This window comes from Shewanella sp. 10N.7, from assembly GCF_020806285.1.
Lineage (GTDB): Bacteria > Pseudomonadota > Gammaproteobacteria > Enterobacterales > Shewanellaceae > Shewanella > Shewanella electrodiphila.
This window is the reverse complement of the sequence record NZ_JAJGZS010000005.1, coordinates 71608-95536: the sequence shown is the minus strand read 5'-3', so window position 1 is coordinate 95536 and position 23929 is coordinate 71608. Positions and strand designations below refer to the sequence as shown.

19 protein-coding genes and 1 tRNA gene are annotated in these 23929 nt (G+C 39.2%); 12 read left to right on the top strand and 8 right to left on the bottom strand.

Annotated features, from left to right (window positions below; all coding sequences use genetic code 11):
- Positions 1-469: 469 nt before the first annotated feature.
- From LMH66_RS04835 to LMH66_RS04825, 3 genes are all read left to right on the top strand, one after another.
- Positions 470-1102, top strand: coding sequence for a YchE family NAAT transporter (locus tag LMH66_RS04835; protein ID WP_229368763.1), 633 nt, complete (start codon positions 470-472; stop codon positions 1100-1102).
- A gap of 198 nt (positions 1103-1300) precedes the next feature.
- Positions 1301-1388: transfer RNA gene (locus tag LMH66_RS04830), tRNA-Ser, on the top strand.
- 820 nt (positions 1389-2208) lie between these two features.
- Positions 2209-2655 (top strand): DUF2000 domain-containing protein, encoded by a 447-nt coding sequence (locus LMH66_RS04825; protein WP_229368762.1) that lies wholly within the window; start codon positions 2209-2211, stop codon positions 2653-2655.
- A 236-nt stretch (positions 2656-2891) separates the two neighbouring features.
- Here the strand turns inward: LMH66_RS04825 and LMH66_RS04820 are convergent, their stop codons facing one another.
- Both LMH66_RS04820 and yegS read right to left on the bottom strand, forming a co-directional pair.
- On the bottom strand, positions 2892-3536 hold the full coding sequence (locus LMH66_RS04820; protein ID WP_229368761.1) for a hypothetical protein: 645 nt from the start codon (positions 3534-3536) through the stop codon (positions 2892-2894).
- Between the two features lie 42 nt (positions 3537-3578).
- Positions 3579-4481 carry a lipid kinase YegS gene (yegS, locus tag LMH66_RS04815; RefSeq protein ID WP_229368760.1) on the bottom strand — a complete coding sequence of 301 codons (903 nt, stop codon included), beginning with the start codon at positions 4479-4481 and terminating at the stop codon, positions 3579-3581.
- Between the two features lie 371 nt (positions 4482-4852).
- Here yegS and LMH66_RS04810 point away from each other — a divergent pair, with 371 nt between their 5' ends.
- On the top strand, positions 4853-6628 hold the full coding sequence (locus tag LMH66_RS04810; RefSeq protein ID WP_229368759.1) for a DUF885 domain-containing protein: 1776 nt from the start codon (positions 4853-4855) through the stop codon (positions 6626-6628).
- A 91-nt stretch (positions 6629-6719) separates the two neighbouring features.
- Here LMH66_RS04810 and arsB read toward each other — a convergent pair whose 3' ends face one another.
- Complete coding sequence (arsB, locus tag LMH66_RS04805; protein ID WP_229368758.1) at positions 6720-7793, bottom strand: ACR3 family arsenite efflux transporter; 1074 nt, start codon at positions 7791-7793, stop codon at positions 6720-6722.
- Positions 7794-7951: 158 nt separating this feature from the next.
- Positions 7952-8293 (bottom strand): ArsR/SmtB family transcription factor, encoded by a 342-nt coding sequence (locus LMH66_RS04800; RefSeq protein ID WP_102527507.1) that lies wholly within the window; start codon positions 8291-8293, stop codon positions 7952-7954.
- Positions 8294-8654: 361 nt separating this feature from the next.
- Between LMH66_RS04800 and LMH66_RS04795 the strand changes: the two genes are divergently transcribed.
- The 4 genes from LMH66_RS04795 (at position 8655) to LMH66_RS04780 (ending at position 11711) form a co-directional block, all read left to right on the top strand.
- Positions 8655-9326 (top strand): response regulator transcription factor, encoded by a 672-nt coding sequence (locus LMH66_RS04795; protein WP_102527506.1) that lies wholly within the window; start codon positions 8655-8657, stop codon positions 9324-9326.
- Positions 9327-9977: 651 nt separating this feature from the next.
- Positions 9978-11108 (top strand): M14 family metallopeptidase, encoded by a 1131-nt coding sequence (locus LMH66_RS04790; protein WP_229368757.1) that lies wholly within the window; start codon positions 9978-9980, stop codon positions 11106-11108.
- A gap of 7 nt (positions 11109-11115) precedes the next feature.
- On the top strand, positions 11116-11433 hold the full coding sequence (locus LMH66_RS04785; RefSeq protein WP_102527504.1) for a zinc ribbon domain-containing protein: 318 nt from the start codon (positions 11116-11118) through the stop codon (positions 11431-11433).
- Positions 11430-11711 carry a YeaC family protein gene (locus tag LMH66_RS04780; RefSeq protein WP_102527503.1) on the top strand — a complete coding sequence of 94 codons (282 nt, stop codon included), beginning with the start codon at positions 11430-11432 and terminating at the stop codon, positions 11709-11711. Before LMH66_RS04785 ends, LMH66_RS04780 begins: the two co-directional genes overlap by 4 nt.
- Before the next feature lie 93 nt (positions 11712-11804).
- Here the strand turns inward: LMH66_RS04780 and ansA are convergent, their stop codons facing one another.
- Together ansA and sppA are read right to left on the bottom strand one after the other, a co-directional pair.
- Positions 11805-12827, bottom strand: a complete 1023-nt coding sequence (gene ansA / locus LMH66_RS04775) for an asparaginase (RefSeq protein ID WP_229368756.1) — start codon at positions 12825-12827, stop codon at positions 11805-11807.
- Between the two features lie 163 nt (positions 12828-12990).
- Positions 12991-14832, bottom strand: coding sequence for a signal peptide peptidase SppA (gene sppA / locus LMH66_RS04770; protein ID WP_229368755.1), 1842 nt, complete (start codon positions 14830-14832; stop codon positions 12991-12993).
- Between the two features lie 162 nt (positions 14833-14994).
- Here sppA and LMH66_RS04765 point away from each other — a divergent pair, with 162 nt between their 5' ends.
- From LMH66_RS04765 to LMH66_RS04750, 4 genes are all read left to right on the top strand, one after another.
- Positions 14995-17010, top strand: a complete 2016-nt coding sequence (locus LMH66_RS04765) for an NADPH-dependent 2,4-dienoyl-CoA reductase (protein ID WP_102527500.1) — start codon at positions 14995-14997, stop codon at positions 17008-17010.
- A 149-nt stretch (positions 17011-17159) separates the two neighbouring features.
- Positions 17160-17630: a GNAT family N-acetyltransferase gene (locus LMH66_RS04760; protein ID WP_229368754.1), complete on the top strand. Its 471-nt coding sequence runs from the start codon at positions 17160-17162 to the stop codon at positions 17628-17630.
- A gap of 41 nt (positions 17631-17671) precedes the next feature.
- Positions 17672-18334: an SDR family oxidoreductase gene (locus LMH66_RS04755; protein WP_229368753.1), complete on the top strand. Its 663-nt coding sequence runs from the start codon at positions 17672-17674 to the stop codon at positions 18332-18334.
- Between the two features lie 297 nt (positions 18335-18631).
- Positions 18632-20185, top strand: a complete 1554-nt coding sequence (locus LMH66_RS04750) for an AbgT family transporter (protein ID WP_229368752.1) — start codon at positions 18632-18634, stop codon at positions 20183-20185.
- Positions 20186-20269: 84 nt separating this feature from the next.
- Here LMH66_RS04750 and LMH66_RS04745 read toward each other — a convergent pair whose 3' ends face one another.
- Together LMH66_RS04745 and LMH66_RS04740 are read right to left on the bottom strand one after the other, a co-directional pair.
- Positions 20270-22099 carry a DUF885 domain-containing protein gene (locus tag LMH66_RS04745; RefSeq protein ID WP_229368751.1) on the bottom strand — a complete coding sequence of 610 codons (1830 nt, stop codon included), beginning with the start codon at positions 22097-22099 and terminating at the stop codon, positions 20270-20272.
- Between the two features lie 386 nt (positions 22100-22485).
- Entirely contained in the window at positions 22486-23880 is a 1395-nt protein-coding gene (locus LMH66_RS04740; protein WP_229368750.1) for an MATE family efflux transporter, read from the bottom strand.
- Positions 23881-23929 lie beyond the last annotated feature (49 nt).

Below are 23929 nucleotides of genomic sequence, written 5' to 3'. Positions count from 1 at the left end.
AGAAAATAAGCTAACCTTCTTCTAGAGCCAGTAATTTTGCGTTGACCGTTTTTTTGGCTGATTCTATTTCGTTTACCCATGGGAAACCTCAATGTACTGTATTGAATAAAATGAAAACAAAAGCTAAACAGTAATTTATATTCAGAAAGAGAAATATTATAACAAATGTTGCACTCTGTAGGCTCAAAAATAATAATTTTTGGCTTAAATTGAAATTAAATTTCACAGTGAGTGCTTCGTTGTTTATTTGGTACAAGAGTGGAAAATGAAGGATGAAGGCAGAAATGTGATTCAAGGCATACTTTTTCATAAGTAAATCTAATTCGAAAAAGCGAATATATTCATAGATTAGATTTTTTATTAACTGGCTCAAAGTTTTAAAAAATCTCATTTGATAAAAAGCAAATAATCAGTAAAGTTGCGCGATTATTTTTTGGGCCACAAAACCATATAATTTGAGGATTTGCTTGTGGATTTCATGCTTTACGTTAAGTTTTTCTTAGGACTGGTTGCCATCATTAACCCGGTGGGTTTATTGCCGGTTTTTGTAAGCTTGACCAGTCACCAAACAGAGGTCGAACGGAACCATACAGGGAAAGTCGCTAACTTTGCGGTTGTCGTGATTTTATTGGTGACGATATTTATCGGTCAGCATATTTTAAATATGTTCAGTATTTCACTGTCAGCGTTCAGAATCGCTGGTGGTAGCTTGATTGCAATCATTGCAATGTCGATGCTGCAAGGTAAATTAAGCCCAGTAAAGCGAAATCAAGAAGAAGATCGTGAAGCGTCAGGGATGGAGTCAGTGGCAGTTGTGCCATTAGCATTGCCATTAATGGCAGGCCCAGGAGCCATTAGTTCGGTGATTGTATTTGGATCTGATAATAATAAGATGGTCGATTTAATCGGTATGTCGATAACGGTGGTGGTCTTTGGCTTCATGAGCTTTGGTTTATTTAGACTTGCACCTGTGATTTTTAAAATATTAGGTACCACAGGTATTAACGTCATTACCCGTCTGATGGGTCTTCTGATGTTATCCATAGGCATTGAGGTTGTAGCAGCGGGCTTAAAAGGCTTGTTCCCAACCTTGATGGCATAAACAACGTTAATCACCTCAGTTTGAAACCATTTTGAGCAGCAAATGCGCAATAGAATGGGAATAGGGGATTTTCTCTTGACCCACTATGCGCATTTGCGTAAAGTACCGTCCGTTCACGAACATCTTGATATCAATATCTAAATTGACTAATCAGTATTTGGCGTTTGTGAGAATTGCTACAAGATAAAAATTTGAAATGGTGACGTGTCCGAGTGGCTGAAGGAGCACGCCTGGAAAGTGTGTAAGGGGCAACCCTTCGAGAGTTCGAATCTCTCCGTCACCGCCAAATTTTCTCTCAAAATATTTTTTGTTTATCTGTTCCTATCTATTTGTTTCTATCTATCTGTTTTTAATTATCAGTTTCTATTGTCTATCTCTTAATGTATTTGTCATAAGTCTGTTTTCTAAAAATGATTTGCCTAATGACTATGATCACTTCTTGTACTTTACCCTAGAAAACATTCCTATTTGCTCAGCCTAGCCGTCAGCGAAAATATTGCCAGAAATCTAAATACTGTCATCGTTTCTTTAGCATAGATTTTGAACCTTCAAACAGTTTTATTCTCTTGCTATAAACTTGGCCACTTTGATTATTGGTATGTTATCTTAAAATTTCATTTCACTTTGTGTTAAATTGGTAAGCTTTGTTCTAGAAAAAATTGAGTTTTCAGAAGCTGTTGTAGAAACTGCTGTAGTAAATGTATCAACAAATAATTTATATAATAAACAAGGCTTTATCGAGTTTAGAAGGTGGGCACCATCCCACGGGATTAGAAAAGTAGCACTGTCAGTTAAGTCTGTTATCTAAAAAAACTTAAAAAATGGATAACAAGGGTCGTCTAATTCTGGGATAAGCAAGAGTTTGTTGAAAGCGAAGAAGCAAAATTGTTAATGGCCATCTATCGATTATTGCCATTTCTTATTAGTATTACCAGTTAAGGGTGTGCGAGGAAGGACAATGGAATACATAAATATCAAGTATTGAAATTGCATCAATTTATAAAAAATGAAAGAACAGAATTTACGAGTGGTTTATTTCAAAGTTCAATCATATTTGAGTAAGGCTAGTTAAATACCTCTAAACGAGGTTTGAACAAGGAAATGTTATGTCAAATTTACCAGATGAAAGTCAGAAACGATTCATAGCGGTTTTGAGTAAAAAGATGGAACTTGGCAGGTCGCTGAATGTTTTAGGTCACTTGAGTGTAGGTCTTGCAAGTCAGCTAGATGATAGTGAAACTCAGTATATTGATTACCATGACATGGATGGGAATTTTCACCCGAACTTATCTCATTATCCTTTTATTGTGTTAAAAGCGGATAACTCCAATAAACTTCGTAAAGTGCGCGAGGAAGCCATAAGTCGAGATATTAAGTTTACAGACTTTACCAGTTCGATGATTGAAGGTGGCTCTTTAGCACAACAGCAAAGGACCAATGAAACTAAAGAAGCAGATTTAGAATATCTCGGTGTGTGCTTATTTGGTTATACTGAAATTTTCGGGAATTCACCAAAAAGTTTAGTTTGTATAGGTAAACGTCAAAATACGTAACCTGCACCTTTAAGAGCGACTAAGCGGGCATTTGTTATATACTCTGTACCGCTTTATTCTTGCTTTCTATACATTTAATAACGAAAACCTGCTGATTATCACTCTTTCAAGGCTGCAAATCAATTGGGTATCTTTTTTGATATTATACAGTTTAATAGTGCGGCCTTAGCATTTGACGAAGAGCGCACTTCTCAACTTAAAATAAGTTCACTTCACTTCACTTCACTCAATGATGACTAACTCTTAGACCTACTCAACAATACTATCCCTAGCCAAGAAAACCATATGATTTGGCTTAAACCGAAAATCTCTGTCAGTACATCTGCAGGGTAGATGGTGAAAATACCCACAATGCCTACAAAAAGGCCAAAGTAATTGAGGATTTTAGGTAATTCGTTACCTTTTAAAGCGGCAACACTCAGCAATAATACCCACAGACCGCCAACAACCTCGTTTCCCCCGCCTAAGCCTTCGACGACAGCATAAATAGCTCGCCAGACTGTCATTGCTTGCTCAGGGTCTTTTGTTGCCAAGTCCAATGCCGTAGCTAACCCTATATTGGCAATCATTCCACTGGCTATGACCAAACCCACCCAAATGATCCCAAAGACGGAAGAAATTTGTGACAGCAATGGAGTGTTTATTGTTAATCGGTGATGCATAGCCATTACCAATATCGCTAGCAAGACACCGAATAATACATACATGATGAGATTTACAATAGATAGGGCAACTTGGTTTTCAGCAAGAAAAGCAAACTGTTGAGCGGGGTTAGCATCTATGGGATAAGCCCAGAATGCGCCAAAAAAAATGAAAGCTGATACGTAAATGCTTGCCTCCATAAGCGCTGCAATTCCACCAGCTTTTTGCAATTGATTCATGATATAAACTCCTTGTTAACTGAATATTGCGACAGGAACCGGCTAAATCAGCGGACTGTTCTTAGGCAGTACAAATTTAATTGCATTAGGTTTGACTTCAAAACGGACTTGTTCGCAGTGATAAGGTTCGCCATCGAGATTTAGGGGTAAGGCCAATGGGAAATCAATTTCTAACCATTTAGATTGAAAGTGAAAGCAAAATTCACCATTGGTATTCGAAGTCTTTATTTCTTCAATTACTTGGGGCAAATCTATTGGGGTAAAACCTTTAAGCAAAGTAACATCCATCAAACCATCATTTATTTTTGCCGTCGGTGCTAGCACCTGACCACCACCTGCTTGGCGACCATTACACATGGCACCTACGACTATATTACCTTCAAATCGACCTTTTTCAGTGGTAATGGAACCTTCATAAGGTTTAAACCCGATCGCTTTAGCTAAACCGGTAAGGGTATATGCGCCGCCACCAAGGAAATCTTTTAGCTCAACAGGGGTTTCAGCGGTGACTTGGGCGCCAAAGCCCGCAGCGGCAATATTGATAAAGTGACGATCATTAGCACTGATCAGATCGATAGGAAAACTGTCGCCTGTTATTGCAAAGTTAAGTGCTTCAGTAATAGTGGTGGGGATTTGACAAGCGGTTGCAAAATCATTGGCCGTGCCAAGTGGTAAAGCAGCAATTTCCGGTAATGAATAATCACTCTGTAAGTGCATTAACGCGGTAACAGCTTCATTTAGTGAGCCATCACCGCCACCAATGATAATTCTATCTGCACCTGCAATGATTGATTCTTTTATTAGGCGCTGCATATCCGCCCCTTCCCATGTGACTTTAACGGCAAGGTCGTAACCTTTATCTCTTAATGCATAAACCGCTGTACGGATCTCTGGGATACCCGCTTTTTTACCATTCAAAATCAAACTGTAACGTAGCGTTGTCATTTCAAATCCTTTTTGCGGTGAGCCTGATGACATAGTGTGCCATGGGTAATTAATCTATTAGCTCAAAGTGACTGAATAAGTTGTCACAAAAGGTGTCAAAAGACTAAATTGAGCTGAAATGAATTGAAGTTCATGATTTACTTATGCCACAAAAAGATTAACAACTAAATGTTCAACCGCTTAAAAACGTGAAATAAATAACAATAAAAATAGATCAAGGTTTCGTATTAAGGTTCCGTACTAAGGTTTCGTATTAAGGTTTGTGATTAAAGCTTCTAATCCAAGTTTCTAATTCAAGTATCTAAGTACAGCTAGCACCTTTTTATAAATTCATGATTAAGATGATCTCAAGGGATAAAGGAATACAGACAATGAAAAAAGCCACCATTTCAGTCGCTATCGCACTAGGGCTTGCTGCACTAATGGGTTGTAATAGTGCATCGACAACAAGTGATACCACAACGGCAGCTGAACAAGTTCAAGCGCCGAGTTTTAACCAGTTCTCTGATGGATTTATTGATGACTTATGGCAGTGGTCTCCCACATGGGCGCTATACAGTGGTAAACATGTAAACGATGGCTACTTAGACATTCCAAACGAAGCATCACGAGCTAAGACATTAGTGTTTGTTGAAACCCAGCAAGCTAAATTACTGGCATTTGATAAAACCGCACTAACGACCAATGAATTGATCGATTACGAATTAATTTCAAATTTACTTGGCAGTATTAAGTGGCAACAAGAGCGCTTTAAATCTTGGCAGTGGAATCCATCACAATACAATGTGGCAGGTGGTTTTGCGCAAATCATTAATGAAGACTTTGCGCCCCTAGATGTAAGACTTAAATCTGTGGTTGAGCGTTTAGAGAATGTGCCTGCCTATTACGCAGCTGCGCAAGCTAATATTGTTGACCCAACGATTGAGCATACACAACTGGCTATTATGCAAAACAAAGGCGCATTTTCTGTATTATCGGACAAGCTTAAACAGCAAGTCAGTGAGTCCGGTTTATCTGATGCTGATAAAGCCTTATTTAACCAACGTTTTACCAAAGCAACTGACGCGATTAATCAGCATATTGAATGGTTGACCCAGCTAGAAGCTAAGCTTGAAAAAGAGGGCTCACGTAGCTTTAGAATTGGTGAAGAGCTATATGAAGAAAAGTTCGCTTTTGATATTCAAGCGGGTATGTCAGGTAAAGCATTATTTGAAAAGGCGACGGCTGATAAGTCCCGCGTTCAAGCGGAAATGGCTAAAATTACCCATGATTTATGGTCTAAATACATTGATACGCCAAAACCACAAGATGACAATGCTGCGATTAAGCAACTGATTGATGTTTTGTCAGTTAAGCATGTTAAGCGTGAAGATTTTGTTGATGAAGTGCGCGCGCAAATTCCTGAATTAGTTAAATTCGTCAATGAAAAACAACTGATGACGTTAGATCCATCTAAGCCATTAGTCGTGCGTGAAACTCCTGAATACATGCGTGGTTTTGCAGGAGCATCTATCAGCGCACCAGGCCCTTATGAGAAGTCTGCTAATACTTATTACAATGTGACACCGTTAGATGGCATGAGTGATGAGTCTGCTGAAAGTTATTTACGTGAATATAATCACTGGATTTTACAAGTTCTGAATATCCATGAAGCTATTCCAGGACATTACACCCAATTAGTCTATTCAAACGAATCACCTAGCTTGGTTAAAAGCTTATTTGGTAATGGTGCAATGGTTGAAGGATGGGCTGTATACACTGAGCGCATGATGCTTGAAGAAGGCTACGGTGATTTTGAACCTGAACTTTGGCTGATGTACTACAAATGGAATTTGCGCGTTATTGCCAATACTATTTTAGATTACAGTATCCAAGTGAATGGCATGACTGAAGAACAAGCACTCGATCTTATGATGAATGAGGCATTTCAGCAGCGTGCAGAGGCAGAAGGTAAATGGCGCCGTGCTACATTAAGCCAAGTTCAGTTAACCAGTTATTACTCTGGATATCGTGAAATCTATGATTTACGTGAAGAGTTAAAAGCTGCCCAGGGTGATGACTTTGATTTGAAAGCTTTCCATGAGCAGTTCTTAAGTTATGGTAGTGCGCCAGTTAAGTACATTAAGCAGCTAATGATGTCGAAATAATTTTACTGTCTGACTGTATTAATAGAGCAAATAAAAAGCCGGCTATGATCATTGATTATGAATAGCCGGCTTTTTGTTTTGATAAGTTTGATTAACTGGCTTGTTGCAGCTTTTGCTCAGATTTAGCTTTCATGCGTAAGGCAATGTTCACTAAAGCAATAAGCACTGGGACTTCGATTAATGGCCCAATGACGCCGGCAAACGCCTGGTCTGAATGGATACCAAAGACTGCAATTGACACAGCGATCGCAAGTTCAAAGTTGTTTCCTGTGGCTGTGAATGCGATAGACGCATTTTTATCGTAAGGGATCCCCATCTTCTCGCCAATGAAGAAGCTGATAAAAAACATCAGTACAAAGTAAATTGCCAATGGCAGAGCAATACGCAATACATCCATGGGTAGTTCAAGGATCATGTCGCCTTTTAAACTGAACATCAGCACGATGGTTGCGAGTAGGGCAACTAACGTTATAGGGGAGATTTTTGGAATAAATACTGTGTTGTACCAATCTTCTCCTTTTCTGGCGACTAAGATTTTACGAGTTAAAAACCCTGCTAAAAATGGAATGCCTAAATAAATCATTACGCTTTGGGCAATATCGGCCATTGAGATATCGACCACAAAGCCTTCGTATCCGAATATCGGTGGCAGTACGGTGATAAATAACCAAGCCATGACACTATAAGTTAAAATTTGGAATACACTGTTAATTGCCACTAATGCAGCGCCCAATTCCTTATTACCGCCACCTATATCATTCCACACTAAAACCATTGCAATACAGCGGGCAATACCAATTAAAATAATACCCACCATGTAACCTGGGTAATCGCTTAAAAACGTTAAGGCGAGGGCAAACATTAAAATTGGCCCGACAACCCAGTTCATAATGAGCGATAGCGTTATGGCTTGCTTATCTTTAGTTACTTTTCCTAATAACTTGTAGTCCACTTTTGCTAACGGTGGATACATCATCAGTATTAAACCAATGGCCAGTGGAATATTGGTTGAGCCAATACTCAGTGATTCGGTAATTTGTTCAACTTGTGGAAACAACGCACCAATAGACACACCTATGGCCATGGCAACAAAAATCCAAAGTGTTAAGTAGCGGTCAAGAAAACTCATTTTCTTAGCCCCGAGTGTTTGTATGTCAGTGTTCATCATAAATTCCAGTTATAAAAATCGGTTTCAAGCTTGGCATAACAGCTCATCGCTTGTGTGGTTTACCATTTTAGTTCGTAAGCTTTAAGTGCTTAATCGTAAATCGTCGAATAGCGATTAACCTGGGCGAAAAACACACTATAAAACTGCCATTCATATTAGCTATAAATGTCTTTGAAACTTGTTTGAAATGTAACCAGCTCACTACGAACAATGCGATAGCATATTTTAGGCGGTTTGGGCTCAGCACTAATAAAGCCAGCCGCTTTTAAAATTCTGATGTGCTCTGAAACCGTTGATTGGGCAAGTCCTACTTCTGAAACTAAATCACTGCTTAAACAGCCACCCAGCTCATCAAGAGTAAATAATATCTTGAGAATTCGGATACGGGCAGGGTGCGATAAAGCTTTTGCTTTAGCTGCAAAAGCGATTTCATTAGCAATATCTTGCTCTGTGGTTTTAAAAGCAAGTTGGTTGATTTGATCACAAGTCTTATTCACTGCAACATCCAATTTTGGGCTAGTTCATAAAGAGTGTTTACGCATCGATCATTAACCTATTTTCTAGGGCTGTTCACGTTACACATCATTCAAAATTTACATTATAGCTATTGAAGCTATAAAAGATTAAGCAATAGTTAATCGACGATTAACGATGTAAGTATATTCCTCAGTTTACTACGCTTCAACTAATGATGACGAATATGTGATCGACCCCTACACACCTTGATTATTAATTTAGGTAAGACAATGAACTATTTATAAATGTTATTAAGATCTCATCTTTACACAATTACTGTAGCAATAACTTAACTAGAGTGGTAATCTTAATGGTAATTGTTATCATTTAGATTAAAGCGTTATGAAAAAAATATTACTGATTGACCAGCAACTTACTCATAGTTTGGCACTTTGTCAGGACATGGAGTCTTTAGGCTATAGCATAGAAATAGTTGATAATGCTTTTAATGCACTGGTTGAGATAGAACGTAACGACTTTGAAGTAATTTTATTAGACTATTTTGTGCCTAAAATGGATTCATTTTGGTTATTAATGGCTAAACATTGCCAGACCCCTGTCATTGTTTTAGCGAATAACAATGATGACGTTGAGCGTATGCAGGCATATGAGCTTGGCGCAGATGACTATATTGCAGCACCATACAATGTAAAAGAGTTATTGCTGCGAGTTAATGTACTTCGCCGTAGAAGTGACAAAGTAATCCATCAGTCTGATTTTGATGATGTGTTGTTTGATGATGTCAGTAATACCGTCACCTTGAACACACAGCATCTGAAACTAACTCAAACAGAATATCGTTTGTTTAAATATTTGTTCCAGCGCAAAGGTGAAGTTGTTACTAAAGCAGAGCTACAAATGAGGGTATTACATAAAGAGCTGGGTGAGTTTGACCGAAATCTTGATATGCACATCAGCAATACTCGACGTAAAATGGCCAAAAAATGTTTACCTCGTGAGCTTATCAACACTGTTCGTGGTAAAGGCTATTGCTTTAGTTCAAGCCTAATTTAAGTTTTTGGCACTTATACCCATGATACTTCAAGCTGCAAAACAACCTTGAAAGATCAACAGGCCCTAGGCATAAGATTGAAGTATAGTTATTCTACATCGATATTTTATAACAACGCTGATTAGTGCTATTTGACTTGCCCTATGGGGCGCAAGCTCGAAAACCATTGCTTCGAAAACCTTTGCTTCGAAAACCATTGCTACGTTGTAACCTTTAAAAAGTGAATCAAAATTACCTCCGCTTACGCCTTGCATTGTTATCTGAGCTTGTGTCTGACAAAGCATCTTGAGGTAACATGGGTATATATATTCACTAATGTTGTTGTAATTGATTAAAAATTCTAGAATTAACAAACATTGAATTAATGCCAAGTATGGCAGACATACTTGGCATTTTTATATCTGACTTTTTATTTTTTCACTTCCAATAATTCACTTTCAGTAACTGATTTTCTACTGATTTTTATCACATACCTTTATAGAGTACACCTGAATATTGAGCTGGAACAAAGACGGTTTGGCAATGGAATACCCTGTTAAGGGGATTAATTGTGCAGATGTTTATCAGTTGTTCTAGATTTGATTTTATTGAGTAACTGCATTTGATAAGATGCACTGATAAAAATCGATAATAACCTTACATAAGGAAGTCCTATGCGTATTAGCGCGAATTTTGATGGTGGCAACATTGAGACTATCAATTTAGACAAGCACGATGACATTCAACTGGCGATTAGACCTGATGAAGGCGGCGAGTTTTATCAGTGGTTTAACTTCCGTATGGAAGGTGAAATTGGTCAAACATATTCATTGAACATTATGAATGCTGGTACTGCATCTTACCCTAAAGGTTGGGAAGATTATCAAGCAGTGGCGAGTTACGACCGTCAACACTGGTTCCGTTTACCAACGACCTACCAAGATGGCAAGCTTACCATTCAAGTTGATTTAGATTGTGAAGCCATTCAGATTGCTTACTTTGCACCATACAGCTACGAGCGTCACTTAGACTTGATAAGCTCTGTGCAATTACACCCATCAGTTAGCTTAGAAAACCTTGGCTTAACCCTTGATGGTCGCGATATGAGCTTACTTAAAATTGGCGATAACGATCCTGCTAAGAAAAACATCTGGATTACTGCAAGACAGCATCCTGGTGAAACCATGGCTGAATGGTTAATTGAAGGTCTATTAAACCAATTACTTGACAGTGATTGCCCAACAGCAAAACTTTTATTAGACAAAGCTAACTTCTACATTGTGCCAAACATGAATCCTGATGGAAGCGTGAGAGGGCATCTACGTACTAATGCTGTAGGAACTAACCTAAACCGTGAATGGCAGTCGCCAAGTTTAGAAAGAAGCCCTGAAGTGTTTTATGTAACGAATAAAATGAAAGAAACGGGCGTTGACTTATTTTACGATGTGCACGGTGACGAGGGTCTACCTTATGTGTTTGTTGCTGGCTGTGAAGGCGCACCAAACTACACTGAACATATGGCTAAGTTACAAGAGCAGTTCCTTGCAGCATTAGGCATGGCAAGTGCTGATTTTCAAACTAAATACGGTTATGACAAAGATGAGCCTGGAAAAGCAAACTTAACTGTTGGCTCTAACTGGGTAGGTAACACATTTAAATGTCTAGCAAATACGTTAGAAATGCCATTTAAAGACAACGACAATCTGCCTGATCCTGTAGTGGGTTGGTCTCCAGCTCGTTGTGAGTACCTTGGTGAAGCATCGCTAGTGGCAATGCTTGCCGTTGTTGATAATTTAACAGAGTAGTCAAGTTATGGCGTTAATTGAATGTCCTTCATGTCAAAAACGTATTTCTAGTAAAGCGAAACAATGTCAGTTTTGTCATTCGAGTACCGATGGCGATAATGAATCAGTTCGTGTTATTAGTCACATCCAAAAATCTAATCAGTTAATGACCCATAGTTTTGTGTTTTTAACTTTATTTATTGCAGGTGTGGTGATTTGGTTTTGGGGTGGTGAAACCGCAACCGGAATGCAGTCGTATATAGCTGTAGGTTGTTTTGTATTTGGTTTTGTGGGCTACACCATAACCCGTGCAAGAATTGTATTACACAAACGGAAAAGCGTATGAACGATATCAATAAAGTCATCGATGACATGCCTGAAGAAGTTTATCATCGACTCCGCTCAGCGGCTGAAACGGGTAAGTGGGAAGACGGCACCGTTTTATCTGATGAGCAGAAAGAATCAACGTTACAAGTTGTCATGTTATATCAAGCACGTAAATTATCTCAGACTGATCACTTTACGATTGGTGCTGGTGGCAAGATTAACGAGCTATCTAAATCTCAACTTAAAAAAGAATTCCGCGGCGAGTCCATAGCTGAATTCAAAGAGTCTGACATTTAGTGTGAAGTAATTACATTGCAAACAAAAAAAGCCACATTATTTAATGTGGCTTTTTAATGCAAATAAAACAGTAGTTTAATTTAAAAGTAAATTCTACTCAGTTAACTCACCTAGTAAGTTTTTCTTCATGGCAGATTTTATTTCGCTTGATGTCAAATTTTTTGATAGTAAATAATGTAATTTTGCCAGTGCTGCTTCAATGGTCATATCTGATCCACTTATTACACCCGCTTGCTCAAGGGCATTGCCCGTAGCATAACCGCCCATGTTAACTTTTCCTTGGAAACACTGGGTTAAATTGACGATAACAATGCCACGTTCATCTGCTTGCTTTAGCGTATCTAACAATGCTTTGTCTTGTGGTGCATTGCCAACACCAAAAGTTAATAATATTAATGCTTTAACGGGTTGCATTAAAATATTGGCAAAAATTTCAGTGGAAATACCTGGATAAAGCGTAATAACGCCAACTGGTTGCGGGCTAATATTTATCACTTCAAGAGGCATTAGTGGCGCTTCGTTTGTTGGCTCGGTAATTTGACCTGCACGTAGGTTTATTTTTATGCCAGCCTCAAGTAGCAACGGAAAGTTAGGTGATGCAAATGCATCAAAGCCGTCAGCATGGGCTTTGGTTGAGCGATTACCTCTGAAGAGTTTGTTATTAAAGAATAAACAAACTTCAGCGACAGGATAATTTGCTGCTATATATAACGAGTTTAATAGGTTTGTTTGACCGTCTGAGCGAAGCTGTGCCAACGGGATCTGCGATCCTGTCACAATAACCGGTTTTGATAAGCCCTGTAGCATGAAAGATAAAGCAGAGGCGGTATACGCCATAGTGTCAGTACCATGCAAAATAACAAAACCATCGTACTTGTCGTAATTCGCTTTGATGTCATTGGCAATCAATTGCCAATCAGTTGGCGCCATGTTTGATGAATCAATTAGCGGCGAGTATTCATTAATGACAAAGCTTGGCATTTCTTCATGATAAAACTCTGGCATAGATTTAACACAATCGGTTAAAAAGCCAGCCACAGGTGCAAAGCCATTGTCTGTTTTGCGCATACCTATGGTACCGCCTGTGTAGGCGACGTATATAGAACGTTTTGTCATTGAAGTTGATTCTCAGCACTGGAAATATTATCAGATCTGCAAATTATACGTCTTAGATTGATTAAAACCCAATAAAAATGCCCGCAAAGCGGGCATTTTTGAATAATATTCAATTTAATTGTTTTCAGTGAGCAATTAAATTGAGCTTATTAGCGATACAGGGTTAATAATTGCAGTTTTCACAATACAGGTACATGCCATTAGGGTCTTCAAACATTGAGAACTCTTCAACAACTGAAATCCACTGACTAAATAACTGTTCAAGTATCGGTGATTGAGTCGACGCTTGAGGCAAGTAAGCTGATGCTGAAGCCAGCATTTTCTGAACAAAGATTTCTTCAGTTGTGAGCTCTTGCTGAATGACCTTAGTATCAAATTTCTCAATTTCGGCTAAGGTTGCGGCTTTGGCTACAGCACTGTCAATATCACCAAGCTCATCAACTAAACCAAGTTCGACAGCGCGAGTTCCTGACCAAACACGGCCCTGTGCAATACGATCAACTTGCTCGAGAGTCATGTCACGCTCTTTGGCAACAAGAGAGATAAATTCATGGTAACCATGTTCAACGTGACGTTGTATAACGGCTGAGACATTAGGGTCCAATGCACGAGTCGCTGAAATACCTGCCCATTCAGACGTTGATACGCCATCTGAATTTATGCCCCAGTTTGATAACACATTTTCAAATGTGGCAAACATACCAAAGATACCAATGGAACCGGTTAGGGTAGTAGGAGTCGCGTAGATATAATCTGCACTGGCTGAAATCCAATAGCCGCCTGATGCTGCAAGACTGCCCATACTGACGACAACAGGTTTACCAGCTTCTTTAAGCGCAATCACTTCTTGCCTGATCTTTTCAGAAGCAAATGCACTACCACCTGGGCTGTCGACGCGAAGTACTACTGCTTTTACTTTGTCATCAAAGCGCGCTTTTTTAAGTAGCGCGGAGGTACTTTCACCGCCAATTTGTCCAGCTTGTTGCTTACCATTTAAGATGTTGCCTTTAGCAACAATGATACCCACCGAGTCTTTTTCTATAAGACTTGGTATTGGTTGCACTGCAGCATGGTAGTCAGAAAAACTGATTTGTTTGAATGAATCACCTTCAGTATCTTGGCCTACTTTTTCTACCATGGCTAATCTAAAGGCTTCATCTGAAACAAGTTCGTCTACCCATTTCATCTTCAATGCTAACTGTGCAGAATCACCAGAAACTTTATCGAGCTCAGTTAAAAAACGTTGTGGATTTAATACAATATCGTTTTGGTCTATATTGCGGTTAGCTGCAACAGTAGATTCGTAGTTTTGCCAAATATCAGTAAGTAATGCGCTAGAGGCCTCTTTAGCTGGTGCTGACATATCATCACGAATGAAAGGTTCAACCGCAGACTTAAAAGTACCCACACGGAAAACATGTGTGCTGACATTTAATTTTTCGAGTGCGGACTTATAAAACAAGCGGTAACTGCTAAGTCCCTCAAGGGAAACTGCACCTTTATTGTTTAAGTAAATACTGTCGGCATAGCTGGCAATAAAGTACTGGTTTTGCTCATAGGAATTACCAAAAGCAACAACAGATTTACCTGCGGCTTTAAATTCATTTAATGCATCGCCAATCGCAGTCATTTTACTGATCCCGCCAGCGCGTAAATTACCCACTTGTAATACGATGACCTGAATTCGAGGGTCTTGTGTTGCGCTGTTAATCACATAAATAATGTCAGAAAGCAGAACTTCACCTTCAGGATCATTACTTTTGCTTTGTTTAAACACCGCTTCAATCGGGTCTACATGGCGCTTTTGATCAACGATACTGCCAGCAAGGTTTAATACTAAGGCTGATTGATCTTCGACCACAATTTTGTCATCCGCACTCAACGCCACAATAATGATGGCTATGAACCCGAAAAAGATAAGGTTGAGGATGATTTTGCGAATACCGTTAATGGTTTTCCAAATCAGAGTAAAGATTCTTTTAATAAGTGATGGTTTGGCGGACATAGCCACTCCTATAACATTCTAATACTGTAATGCTAACTGATTATGTGCAGCTTGGGGAAATTGAATTGTAACGGTTTTTAACAAGAGCCTTTGGAAAGCATTGAGCTTAAGTAACTCTCGTTGTATGCTAGTTTAAATCACTTGTTTAAAAAGGATGTTTGAATGTCGTTCCCACATTTATTAGAACCCTTAGATCTAGGCTTCACTCAGTTAAAAAACCGAGTGCTGATGGGCTCAATGCACACAGGTCTTGAAGAAGAAAAGGGCGGATTTGAGAAACTGGCTGCATTTTATAAAGAACGAGCAGCAGGTGGCTGCGGATTAATTGTCACTGGTGGTATTGCACCAAATTTTCGTGGACGTTTAGCGCCACACGCTTGCCAGTTGAGTTTTCCTTGGCAGGTGAGTAAGCACCGTATCGTCACTGATGCAGTGCATGAAGCGGATGGCAAAATATGTATGCAAATTCTACATGCGGGTCGTTATGGCTATCATCCGTTTAGCCAAGCGCCAAGCAAAATAAAATCACCTATTACGCCGTTTACCCCATCAAAAATGTCAGGCAGACAAGTAAAAGGCACAATTGCTGATTACGCTAATAGCGCTAAGCTTGCTAGAAAAGCCGGTTATGATGGCGTTGAAGTGATGGGATCTGAAGGTTATCTGATTAACCAGTTCATTAGTTCTCGTACTAACAAACGTACAGATGAATGGGGTGGAAGTTTTGATAATCGTGCCCGTTTACCACTGGAAATCGTTAAAGCTATACGTGAAAAAGTAGGCAAAGACTTCATCATTATTTTTAGACTTTCAATGCTAGATTTAGTTGATAACGGCTCGACTTGGGAAGAAGTGGTTAAATTAGCTAAATGGTTAGAAAGCGCCGGTGTTTCAATTATTAACACGGGTATCGGTTGGCATGAAGCTCGTGTACCGACAATTTCTACCAGTGTCCCCCGTGGTGCGTTTTCATGGGTAACAGAAAAACTTAAGTCTGAAGTCTCCGTGCCGCTCATTGCAACTAACCGAATTAACACCCCAGAGATTGGTGAATCAATCATCGCATCTGGTCAGGCGGATATGGTATCAATGGCGCGTCCGTTCTTAGCTGATGCTGAATTTGTCAATAAAGCAGCTGCGGGCACCAGTGAACTTATTAATACCTGTATTGGTTGTAACCAAGCCTGTTTAGACCATACTTTCGCGTTAAAACGAGCGACATGTTTAGTTAATCCGCGTGCGTGTTATGAAACGGAAATCAACTTTACTCCTACGACAAACAAAAAACGTTTAGCTGTAATGGGCGCAGGCCCTGCGGGTATGGCGTTCTCGGTTTATGCGGCATCGCGTGGTCATGAAGTCGTACTATTTGAGGCTAAATCTGAAGTCGGTGGTCAGTTTAATTTAGCCCGAAAAATCCCGGGTAAAGAAGAGTTTGATGAAACTATTCGTTACTTCACAAATCAAATGAAATTACATAATGTCGAACTACGCCTTAATACTCGTTTAGATTCAGAAGTGTTTATTAATGAACAATTTGATGAAGTCATCATTGCATCTGGAGTCGTTCCTCGTGCATTAGACTTACCAGGTTTTGATAACCCAAAAGTGGTTGATTATCAGCAAGTGCTAAAAGGCGAAGCCTATATTGGTGAAAGAGTTGCCCTGATCGGTGCAGGCGGTATTGGTTTTGATATTGCGCATTTCTTATGTGAGCAAGAATCAACAACATTGCAGCCTGATAAATGGTTAAAGCAATGGGGTATCGATAAAGAGTACCAGCATGCCGGTGGATTAACTGATGCAGTGCAACATAAGCCGCAGCGAGAAGTGTATTTACTGCAGCGCAAAACGACCAAAATGGGTAAAGGCCTTGGAAAGACGACTGGCTGGATCCATCGAAGTGTATTGAAACAACATCAAGTAAATATGAAAACTGGCGTCAGTTATGAAAAATTTGATGAGCAAGGCTTGCATATAAAAGTCGGTGAGCAGTCTGAAATTTTGGCTGTAGATAATGTCGTGCTATGTGCTGGACAAGAGTCTAATCGCTCATTGGTTGATGATATGAAAGCCACAGGGTTACCTGTTCATTTGATTGGTGGTGTTGATGTAGCGGCTGAACTTGATGCTAAACGTGCAATCCGTCAAGGCGCAGAGCTAGCAATGGCAATTTAATTTATATTGTCAGTATTCAGTTCGACTGAAACTCAGTTTAGCTTTAAAAACCTAGCATTTTGCTAGGTTTTTTGCTTTGTTAGTCATTAAATGTTGATAACGACATTTTGCCATTAAACCTATCGTATAGGTAACACGGGGTGATTTGGATGAATCTTAATCTGCTAAAGCAATCTTTTGATCATTTTGTCCGCCATGATGATAAGGAACATAAAGTAAATATATGTTTCAACTCGCCATCAGTGCGAGCGTTTAATCAAATAAGAGCTGATGCTGGTTGGGGAGAAGTGGACCCAACACTGGCGCAAAACAGTTTGAATCAATCTTTATTTCATGTTTGCTTATATTGTGACAATAATTTAGCTGCTTATGGCAGGATTATTGGTGATGGAGCTTTGTTTTATTATGTACAAGATGTTGTGGTAAAAAACCATTATCAAGGTCAGGGCTTAGGGCATTTTATTATGGAACATATTCAATGTTACTTGGCTGATACGGTCTGCAATGGAGCGACTGTAGGATTATTATCTGTAAAAGGTAAAGAATCATTTTATCAGCGATACGGTTACCAAAACCGGGATGGTGAAGTTTTAGGACTTGGTATGTGTCAATTTTATTGATACTTTTCATTAATGTTATCAAAGATTTTAAGGGTATTGTAATGTCTAACGTTGTTATTACAGGGGCTAACCGAGGTATCGGTTTAGCTTTAGCACAACTATTTAAGCAACAAGGATGTAAGGTATTTGGTTTGTGTCGCCACACTTCTGATGAATTAGAAGCACTGGATATTAATGTGATTACACAAATTGATGTTGCGACAGATGAGGGGATTCATAATATGCACACTTCGCTTGCGGGTGTGGCTATTGATATTCTTATTTGCAATGCAGGTATTTTACGCGATGAGCAATTATCACATCTTAATTTAGATACCATCAGACAACAGTTTGAAGTCAATGCCGTTGCACCGCTTAGGGTTGTTGCTTCACTGCAAAATCAACTTAATCCGGGCAGTAAAGTTGCGATGATCACTTCGCGTATGGGCTCTATTGAAGATAATACTTCTGGCGGACGTTATGGTTATCGCATGTCGAAAGCGGCATTAAATGCGGCTTCAATGTCGTTAAGTCATGATCTTGCTGATAAAAATATAGCTGTTGGTATTTATCATCCAGGCTACGTGCAGACTGATATGGTTAATCATGGTGGAGATATTTCAGCGGTTGAATCAGCAAGTCGGATTGTTGGGCTGATTAATGACTTGGATATGGCATCTTCTGGTGTGTTTAAACACTCTAATGGTCAAACATTGCCTTGGTAATGGGCTATTCAATATTCTAATAAATAGGGAGCGTTGTTCCCTTTTTTATTACTTAGATGACAGATCGTTTGCTACACAGTGAAAGTAATTAAGATTGATATTCTAAGTAACCATTAAAAGTGTAATTAACTGCTTGCTTAATGTACTACTTAAGTTTGAATTTAAGTTTAATTACAGATTGATTGCTTATTCTTGAAGGCTAAAAAATATATTAAGCAGATTCGAGTGGGTTTTCTGTGTAATGATAATTATATCATTGGCATAGAGATTTGCCGAAAACTGACAAGGTAGGAAGTGATGACAATAAAAAGTGAATCTGCAGAAAAAGCGCCTGGCTTTTTAGGTAGAGCTTTAGATGGTATTGAACGAGTGGGTAATAAATTACCTGATCCAGCGATGTTGTTTTTAATTTTGATGTTTGCTGTGTGGGGGATTTCTGCGCTGCTTTCAGGCGTGAGTTTTGAAGCGATAGATCCTCGTACAAACAGTCCTATTGAAGTGAATAATTTATTGAGCGCAGATGCGTTAACCCATTTTTTAACCTCAATGGTAACTACTTTTACCGCATTTGCGCCATTAGGTGTTGTGTTAGTTGCCATGCTGGGTGTGGGTATTGCTGAGCAATCAGGCTTTATTAATACTGCATTAAAGCAAATGCTAAAAGTTACACCCGCTAAGTTCCTGACGCCAGCTGTCGTGCTTGTGGGGATTATATCTCATACTGCTACAGATGCAGGTTATGTAGTGGTTATTCCTTTAGCAGGGGTTATCTTTTTCACCGTAGGAAGACATCCATTAGCGGGTATTGCGGCAGCGTTTGCTGGAGTATCTGGTGGATTTTGTGCCAACTTTATCCCATCAGGTATCGACCCATTATTGCAAAGTTTTACTCAGTCAGCAGCACAAATTGTTGATCCTGATATCCAAGTAAACCCTCTGAATAACTGGTTTTTTGCTGCGTCTTCTTGTATTCCTATTACGTTAGTTATTTGGTATTTAACCGATAAAATCTTAGAGCCTAGATTGAATAAATCTCATAAAGTTAACCGTGATGAAGTTGACTTACCCAAGATGGATCAAGCTAGTGCGAAAGAAATGAAAGCTTTTAGGATTGCTTCGGCTGTGATGTTAGCTGCAATTATAGGTTTCTTTTCACTCGCCATTCCAGAAACGTCGACATTACGAGATGCTAATGGATCACTTACTAGTTTTAGCGCACCGCTAATGCAATCGATTGTTCCGCTAATCTTTATCTTCTTTATGTTGCCGGGTTTAGTTTATGGTTACATGACTGGAAGCTTCAAAACTTCAGCAGATGTTGTACAAGCCATGTCTAAGTCAATGAGTGGTATGTCTCACTATATTGTGATGGCATTTTTCTGTGCACAGTTTGTAGCAGCATTTTCAGCATCGAACTTAGGCGCATTAATTGCTGTTGAAGGTGCAGGTGGGCTTAAAGCCTTAAATCTACCTGCAGAAGTGACTGTGGTAGGTATGATCTTACTAGTGGGCTTTGTTAACTTGTTTGTGGGTTCTTCATCTGCTAAATGGGCGTTGATTGGTCCAGTGCTAGTACCTATGTTAATGCAACTTAATATCAGCCCCGATTTATCGCAAGCGGCTTACCGTATTGGTGATTCAAGCTCCAATATTATTACGCCATTAATGCCTTACTTTCCATTAGTTGTTGTTTATTGTCAACGCTACGTGAAGGGAATTGGTATCGGCACTTTGATATCAATGATGTTGCCGTTTAGCTTGGCGCTACTGTCGATTTGGAGTGCGTGGTTATTAATTTATTGGTCAATCGGATTCCCATTAGGATTAGGTGCTAGCTACACTTACGGCTAAGACATTCAGTACAGAACTATAAAACAAAGAAAGGACTGCATTTGCAGTCCTTTCTTTTATTTTATTGTTACATTTTAATGAGTTCTAAGCTTGTTGTAGCCTTTGTTCTATATATTGATCGATGACTGTTTCCAATAAATCTAAAGGCATTGCACCATTTTTCAGCACCGCATCATGAAACTCACGAATATCATATTTATCCTCGAGTTTATCTTGAGCTTTCTGTCGCAGCTCTAGAATTTTCATCATGCCAACTTTGTAAGATGTCGCTTGGCCTGGCATGACAATATAGCGTTCAATTTCTGATATGACATCACGCTCCGCACGGCCAGTATTAGCGCTCATGTATGCTATCGACTCTTCTCGAGTCCAGCGTTTGTGATGCAAGCCAGTATCGACGACAAGGCGAACGGCACGTAATAACTCATCTGTTAAGCGGCCTATGTTATCTGCTGGTGTGTTTTGAAAACCTTGCTCATAAGCTAAACGCTCAGCATATAACGCCCAACCTTCGGAGTAAGCTGTAAAAGGTGCAAATCTGCGCAACAAAGGCATACCTTCAAGTTCCATAGCAATGGATACTTGAAAGTGATGTCCTGGAATGCCCTCATGGTAGGCTAATGTACGCATAGCATATTTAGGTGAGGTCTTTATATCATATAGATTTGCAAAGAAACGCCCTGGGCGACTTCCATCTAATGATGGGCCTTGATAATAAGCTCCTGGTGCTGTTTTTTCTTTAAACTCAGGTATTCTAACCACTTCCATGCCAGCTTTTGGGCGAATGTTAAAACTGTCATCTAGACCGTCATTAATTTCATCCAGTATGGTTTGGTAGTCGACGAGGATTTGAGCTCTACCTTCATCACTGTCTTCATAATAATATTCTGGTTTATCAGAAAACGTGTTCATTGCTGCAAGGTAGCCATCACTGGTATCAATGCCTTCTTGCTCAAATAAAACTAACATTTCTGCTTGGATACGCGCGACTTCGGTTAAACCCAATTCATGAATATAATCAGGGGTGTAATCTGTTGTAGTAAACAGTTTTAAAGCTAACGCATAGGCTTGCTCGCCTTGAGGTAAATGCCAATATCCATCGTCAGTGCCAGCCTTGGGTTTTAATGCTTCAAAATAATTGATGAATAAATCATAGGCGGGATATATTGAATCTATAATCGCTTGCTCTGTTTGCGCAAGGAGTCTAGCTTTTTCAGCGTCTGATATTTCTTCAGTCGCATCAAATTTTGTTACAAGCGAAGTATAAAGAATATTTTCATTTGCAGGTGTTGCAACAAAACCATGCATTTCATCAAGCACTCGCTGAATCACAAAGCGTGGCGGAATGATATTGCGATCTTCACGCTCTTGAAGTGCTAATAGGTACTGTGAAAATTTGCGGTTTAGTTCACCCATTCTTGAAAGATAGTTTTCGGCATCTTCAACTGTGGCCACTTGATGTGATGACTCCATAAAACTTGGGAAGCCACTTTGAATGCCAAACATTTGATTTGCCGGATAGGTGTGATACTGAAACTTGTCGAAATCATCGATAAGACCTGTCAAATATAGGGCTATTTGTTTCGATATAAGCTGATTTTCATCTAAATTATTATTTTCATATTGATGCAAGCCATCACGAAAGCTTTTCATTTCATCAAACATGGCTTTGCTGTTAGATGGATCGACATCATCAAGGTGAGCATTATGTCCTTTTATACCAACTGACTCGAGAAATCCAAGAGAGGTTAACCCTTCAGGATCTTTAAAAGCCATCTTAACCATTTGGCGATCTAGATAAGATCTAAACATAAATGGTTTATCGGCATACCACTCATGGGCAGCGAAACTGGCACCAATAGTGGCAACACCTAACGTGCCAAGTCCTAACCATTTCAATGATTTTTTAATCATGATTGTCCCTATTTATTGTTGTTTTAATCCATTTTAGATAATGATTTAATCTTATTTTACGCCAGTGGATATTAACAACTAACTAACATAAGTCGAAGTTATTGAACACTAAAAGTGTAAAATTGTATGCCAAAGATGAATATTGCTGATTGCTAATAACTTTTTGCTTAGTACTTAAGCTTGTAAATAGTAGGCATTTTGAGCTGAAGACGAGCGGATTAAATACCACTTTTTTTCATGGCAGGTTATGAAGGATTTTGAAGGATTTTGAAGGGTTATGACAATGCTGAATCTACACTCGCCACATAATGGATGTATATGGCGAGTTTATTTTATCAAGTTGTAATGAGCATTAACTGCGGAGCAATATTTTATCCATGCATCGATTAAGAGGCGTTAAGTTCACTGAAAGTATGCAAATCGCTCTTTGTTGGCTGCTCACCTAATTGATTGATCCGTTTAATCTCACTGAAAATTAATGGTGACAGAATAATACATAAAGCGATATTAGATAAAGGCACTGATAACCAAATGCCATTAACCCCAAGTAAAGAAGGTAGCATTAATAGAAAGGGTATTTGAATTAACATATTACCCAATGAAATTGTTAATGAACGACCGCCTTGGTTAACTGCCATAAAATACATGGTAGCGATAAAAATAAGTCCATCTAACACCAAAGCAAATAAATGTAATCTCATTCCTATCAAGGTTTCAGCCATTAAAGCTTGGTCTTGACTGCTAAAAAAACCGATAACAAACTCAGGGAACACATTGATAAAGGTCACGGTTGATACGGCTAATACCATAATGACTTTAACAGCGAGTTTTACCGTCGCTTTGATATTGCTGACTTCTTTTGCGCCGTAGTAGTAACTCACAGGTGGTTGCATACCACTTGCAATACCTTCAGCTAGTAAAAAGAAGGTGGTAGCCACGTATCCTACGATGGCAAAAGCGGCAACATGTACAGCAGAGCCGAACTTCATGAATAAATAGTTGTGCAATGCAATAATAAAACTGAAGTATAAAAACATAAACAAACTGGAGCTACCGAGCACAATGATATGTTTCATTTGAGAAAAGCAAATAGAACTTAGATTAAGTTTGGCTTTTGTATTGGCTTTTGATGAGAAAAAGTAACTGAAACCGAGTACCACCACTACCGCTTGTGACACTAATGTCGCAATAGCTGCGCCCTTTAAGCCCAATGGATAGACGGCAATTAACAAATAATCCAATGCAATATTTAGCGTGGCACCAACGATTAAAAGCTTTGTGGCAAGACCTGGGTTTTCATCGTTTCGTACTAATAGCGGTAAAGCTGTTGCCGCTGCAGTAAAGAATGCACCATAAGCAAATACTTCAATATAGTCCATTGCCATGGTGTAGTTAGCGCCGCTAGCTGACTGTAACAATAATAACGATTCACCCCAGAGGTGAATGAATACGGCAGCAGCAATACTTAACAACACAATTAGTGCGATGGCATTATTTAATACACGCTGTCCGTCTTCGGGTTTATTTTCGCCACGGCTGATGGATAATAAACTACCACCGCCCATGCCAATCATCATTCCAACACCGGCGATACAACAGATTACTGGCCAAGCCATGTTGATCCCAGCTAAACCTTCAAAACCCACATAGTGACCAACAAAAATGCCATCAATAATCTGATATAAGCCGCTGACGAGCATAGCAGCAATAGAAGGGATGGCATATTTCCAGAAATGCTGGCTGACCGTCAAACTTGATGGTTTTGAAATAAGGTTAGACATTCTACACACTCAAATAAATTTACAGACTTAATGTTGTCCATTATGGCTA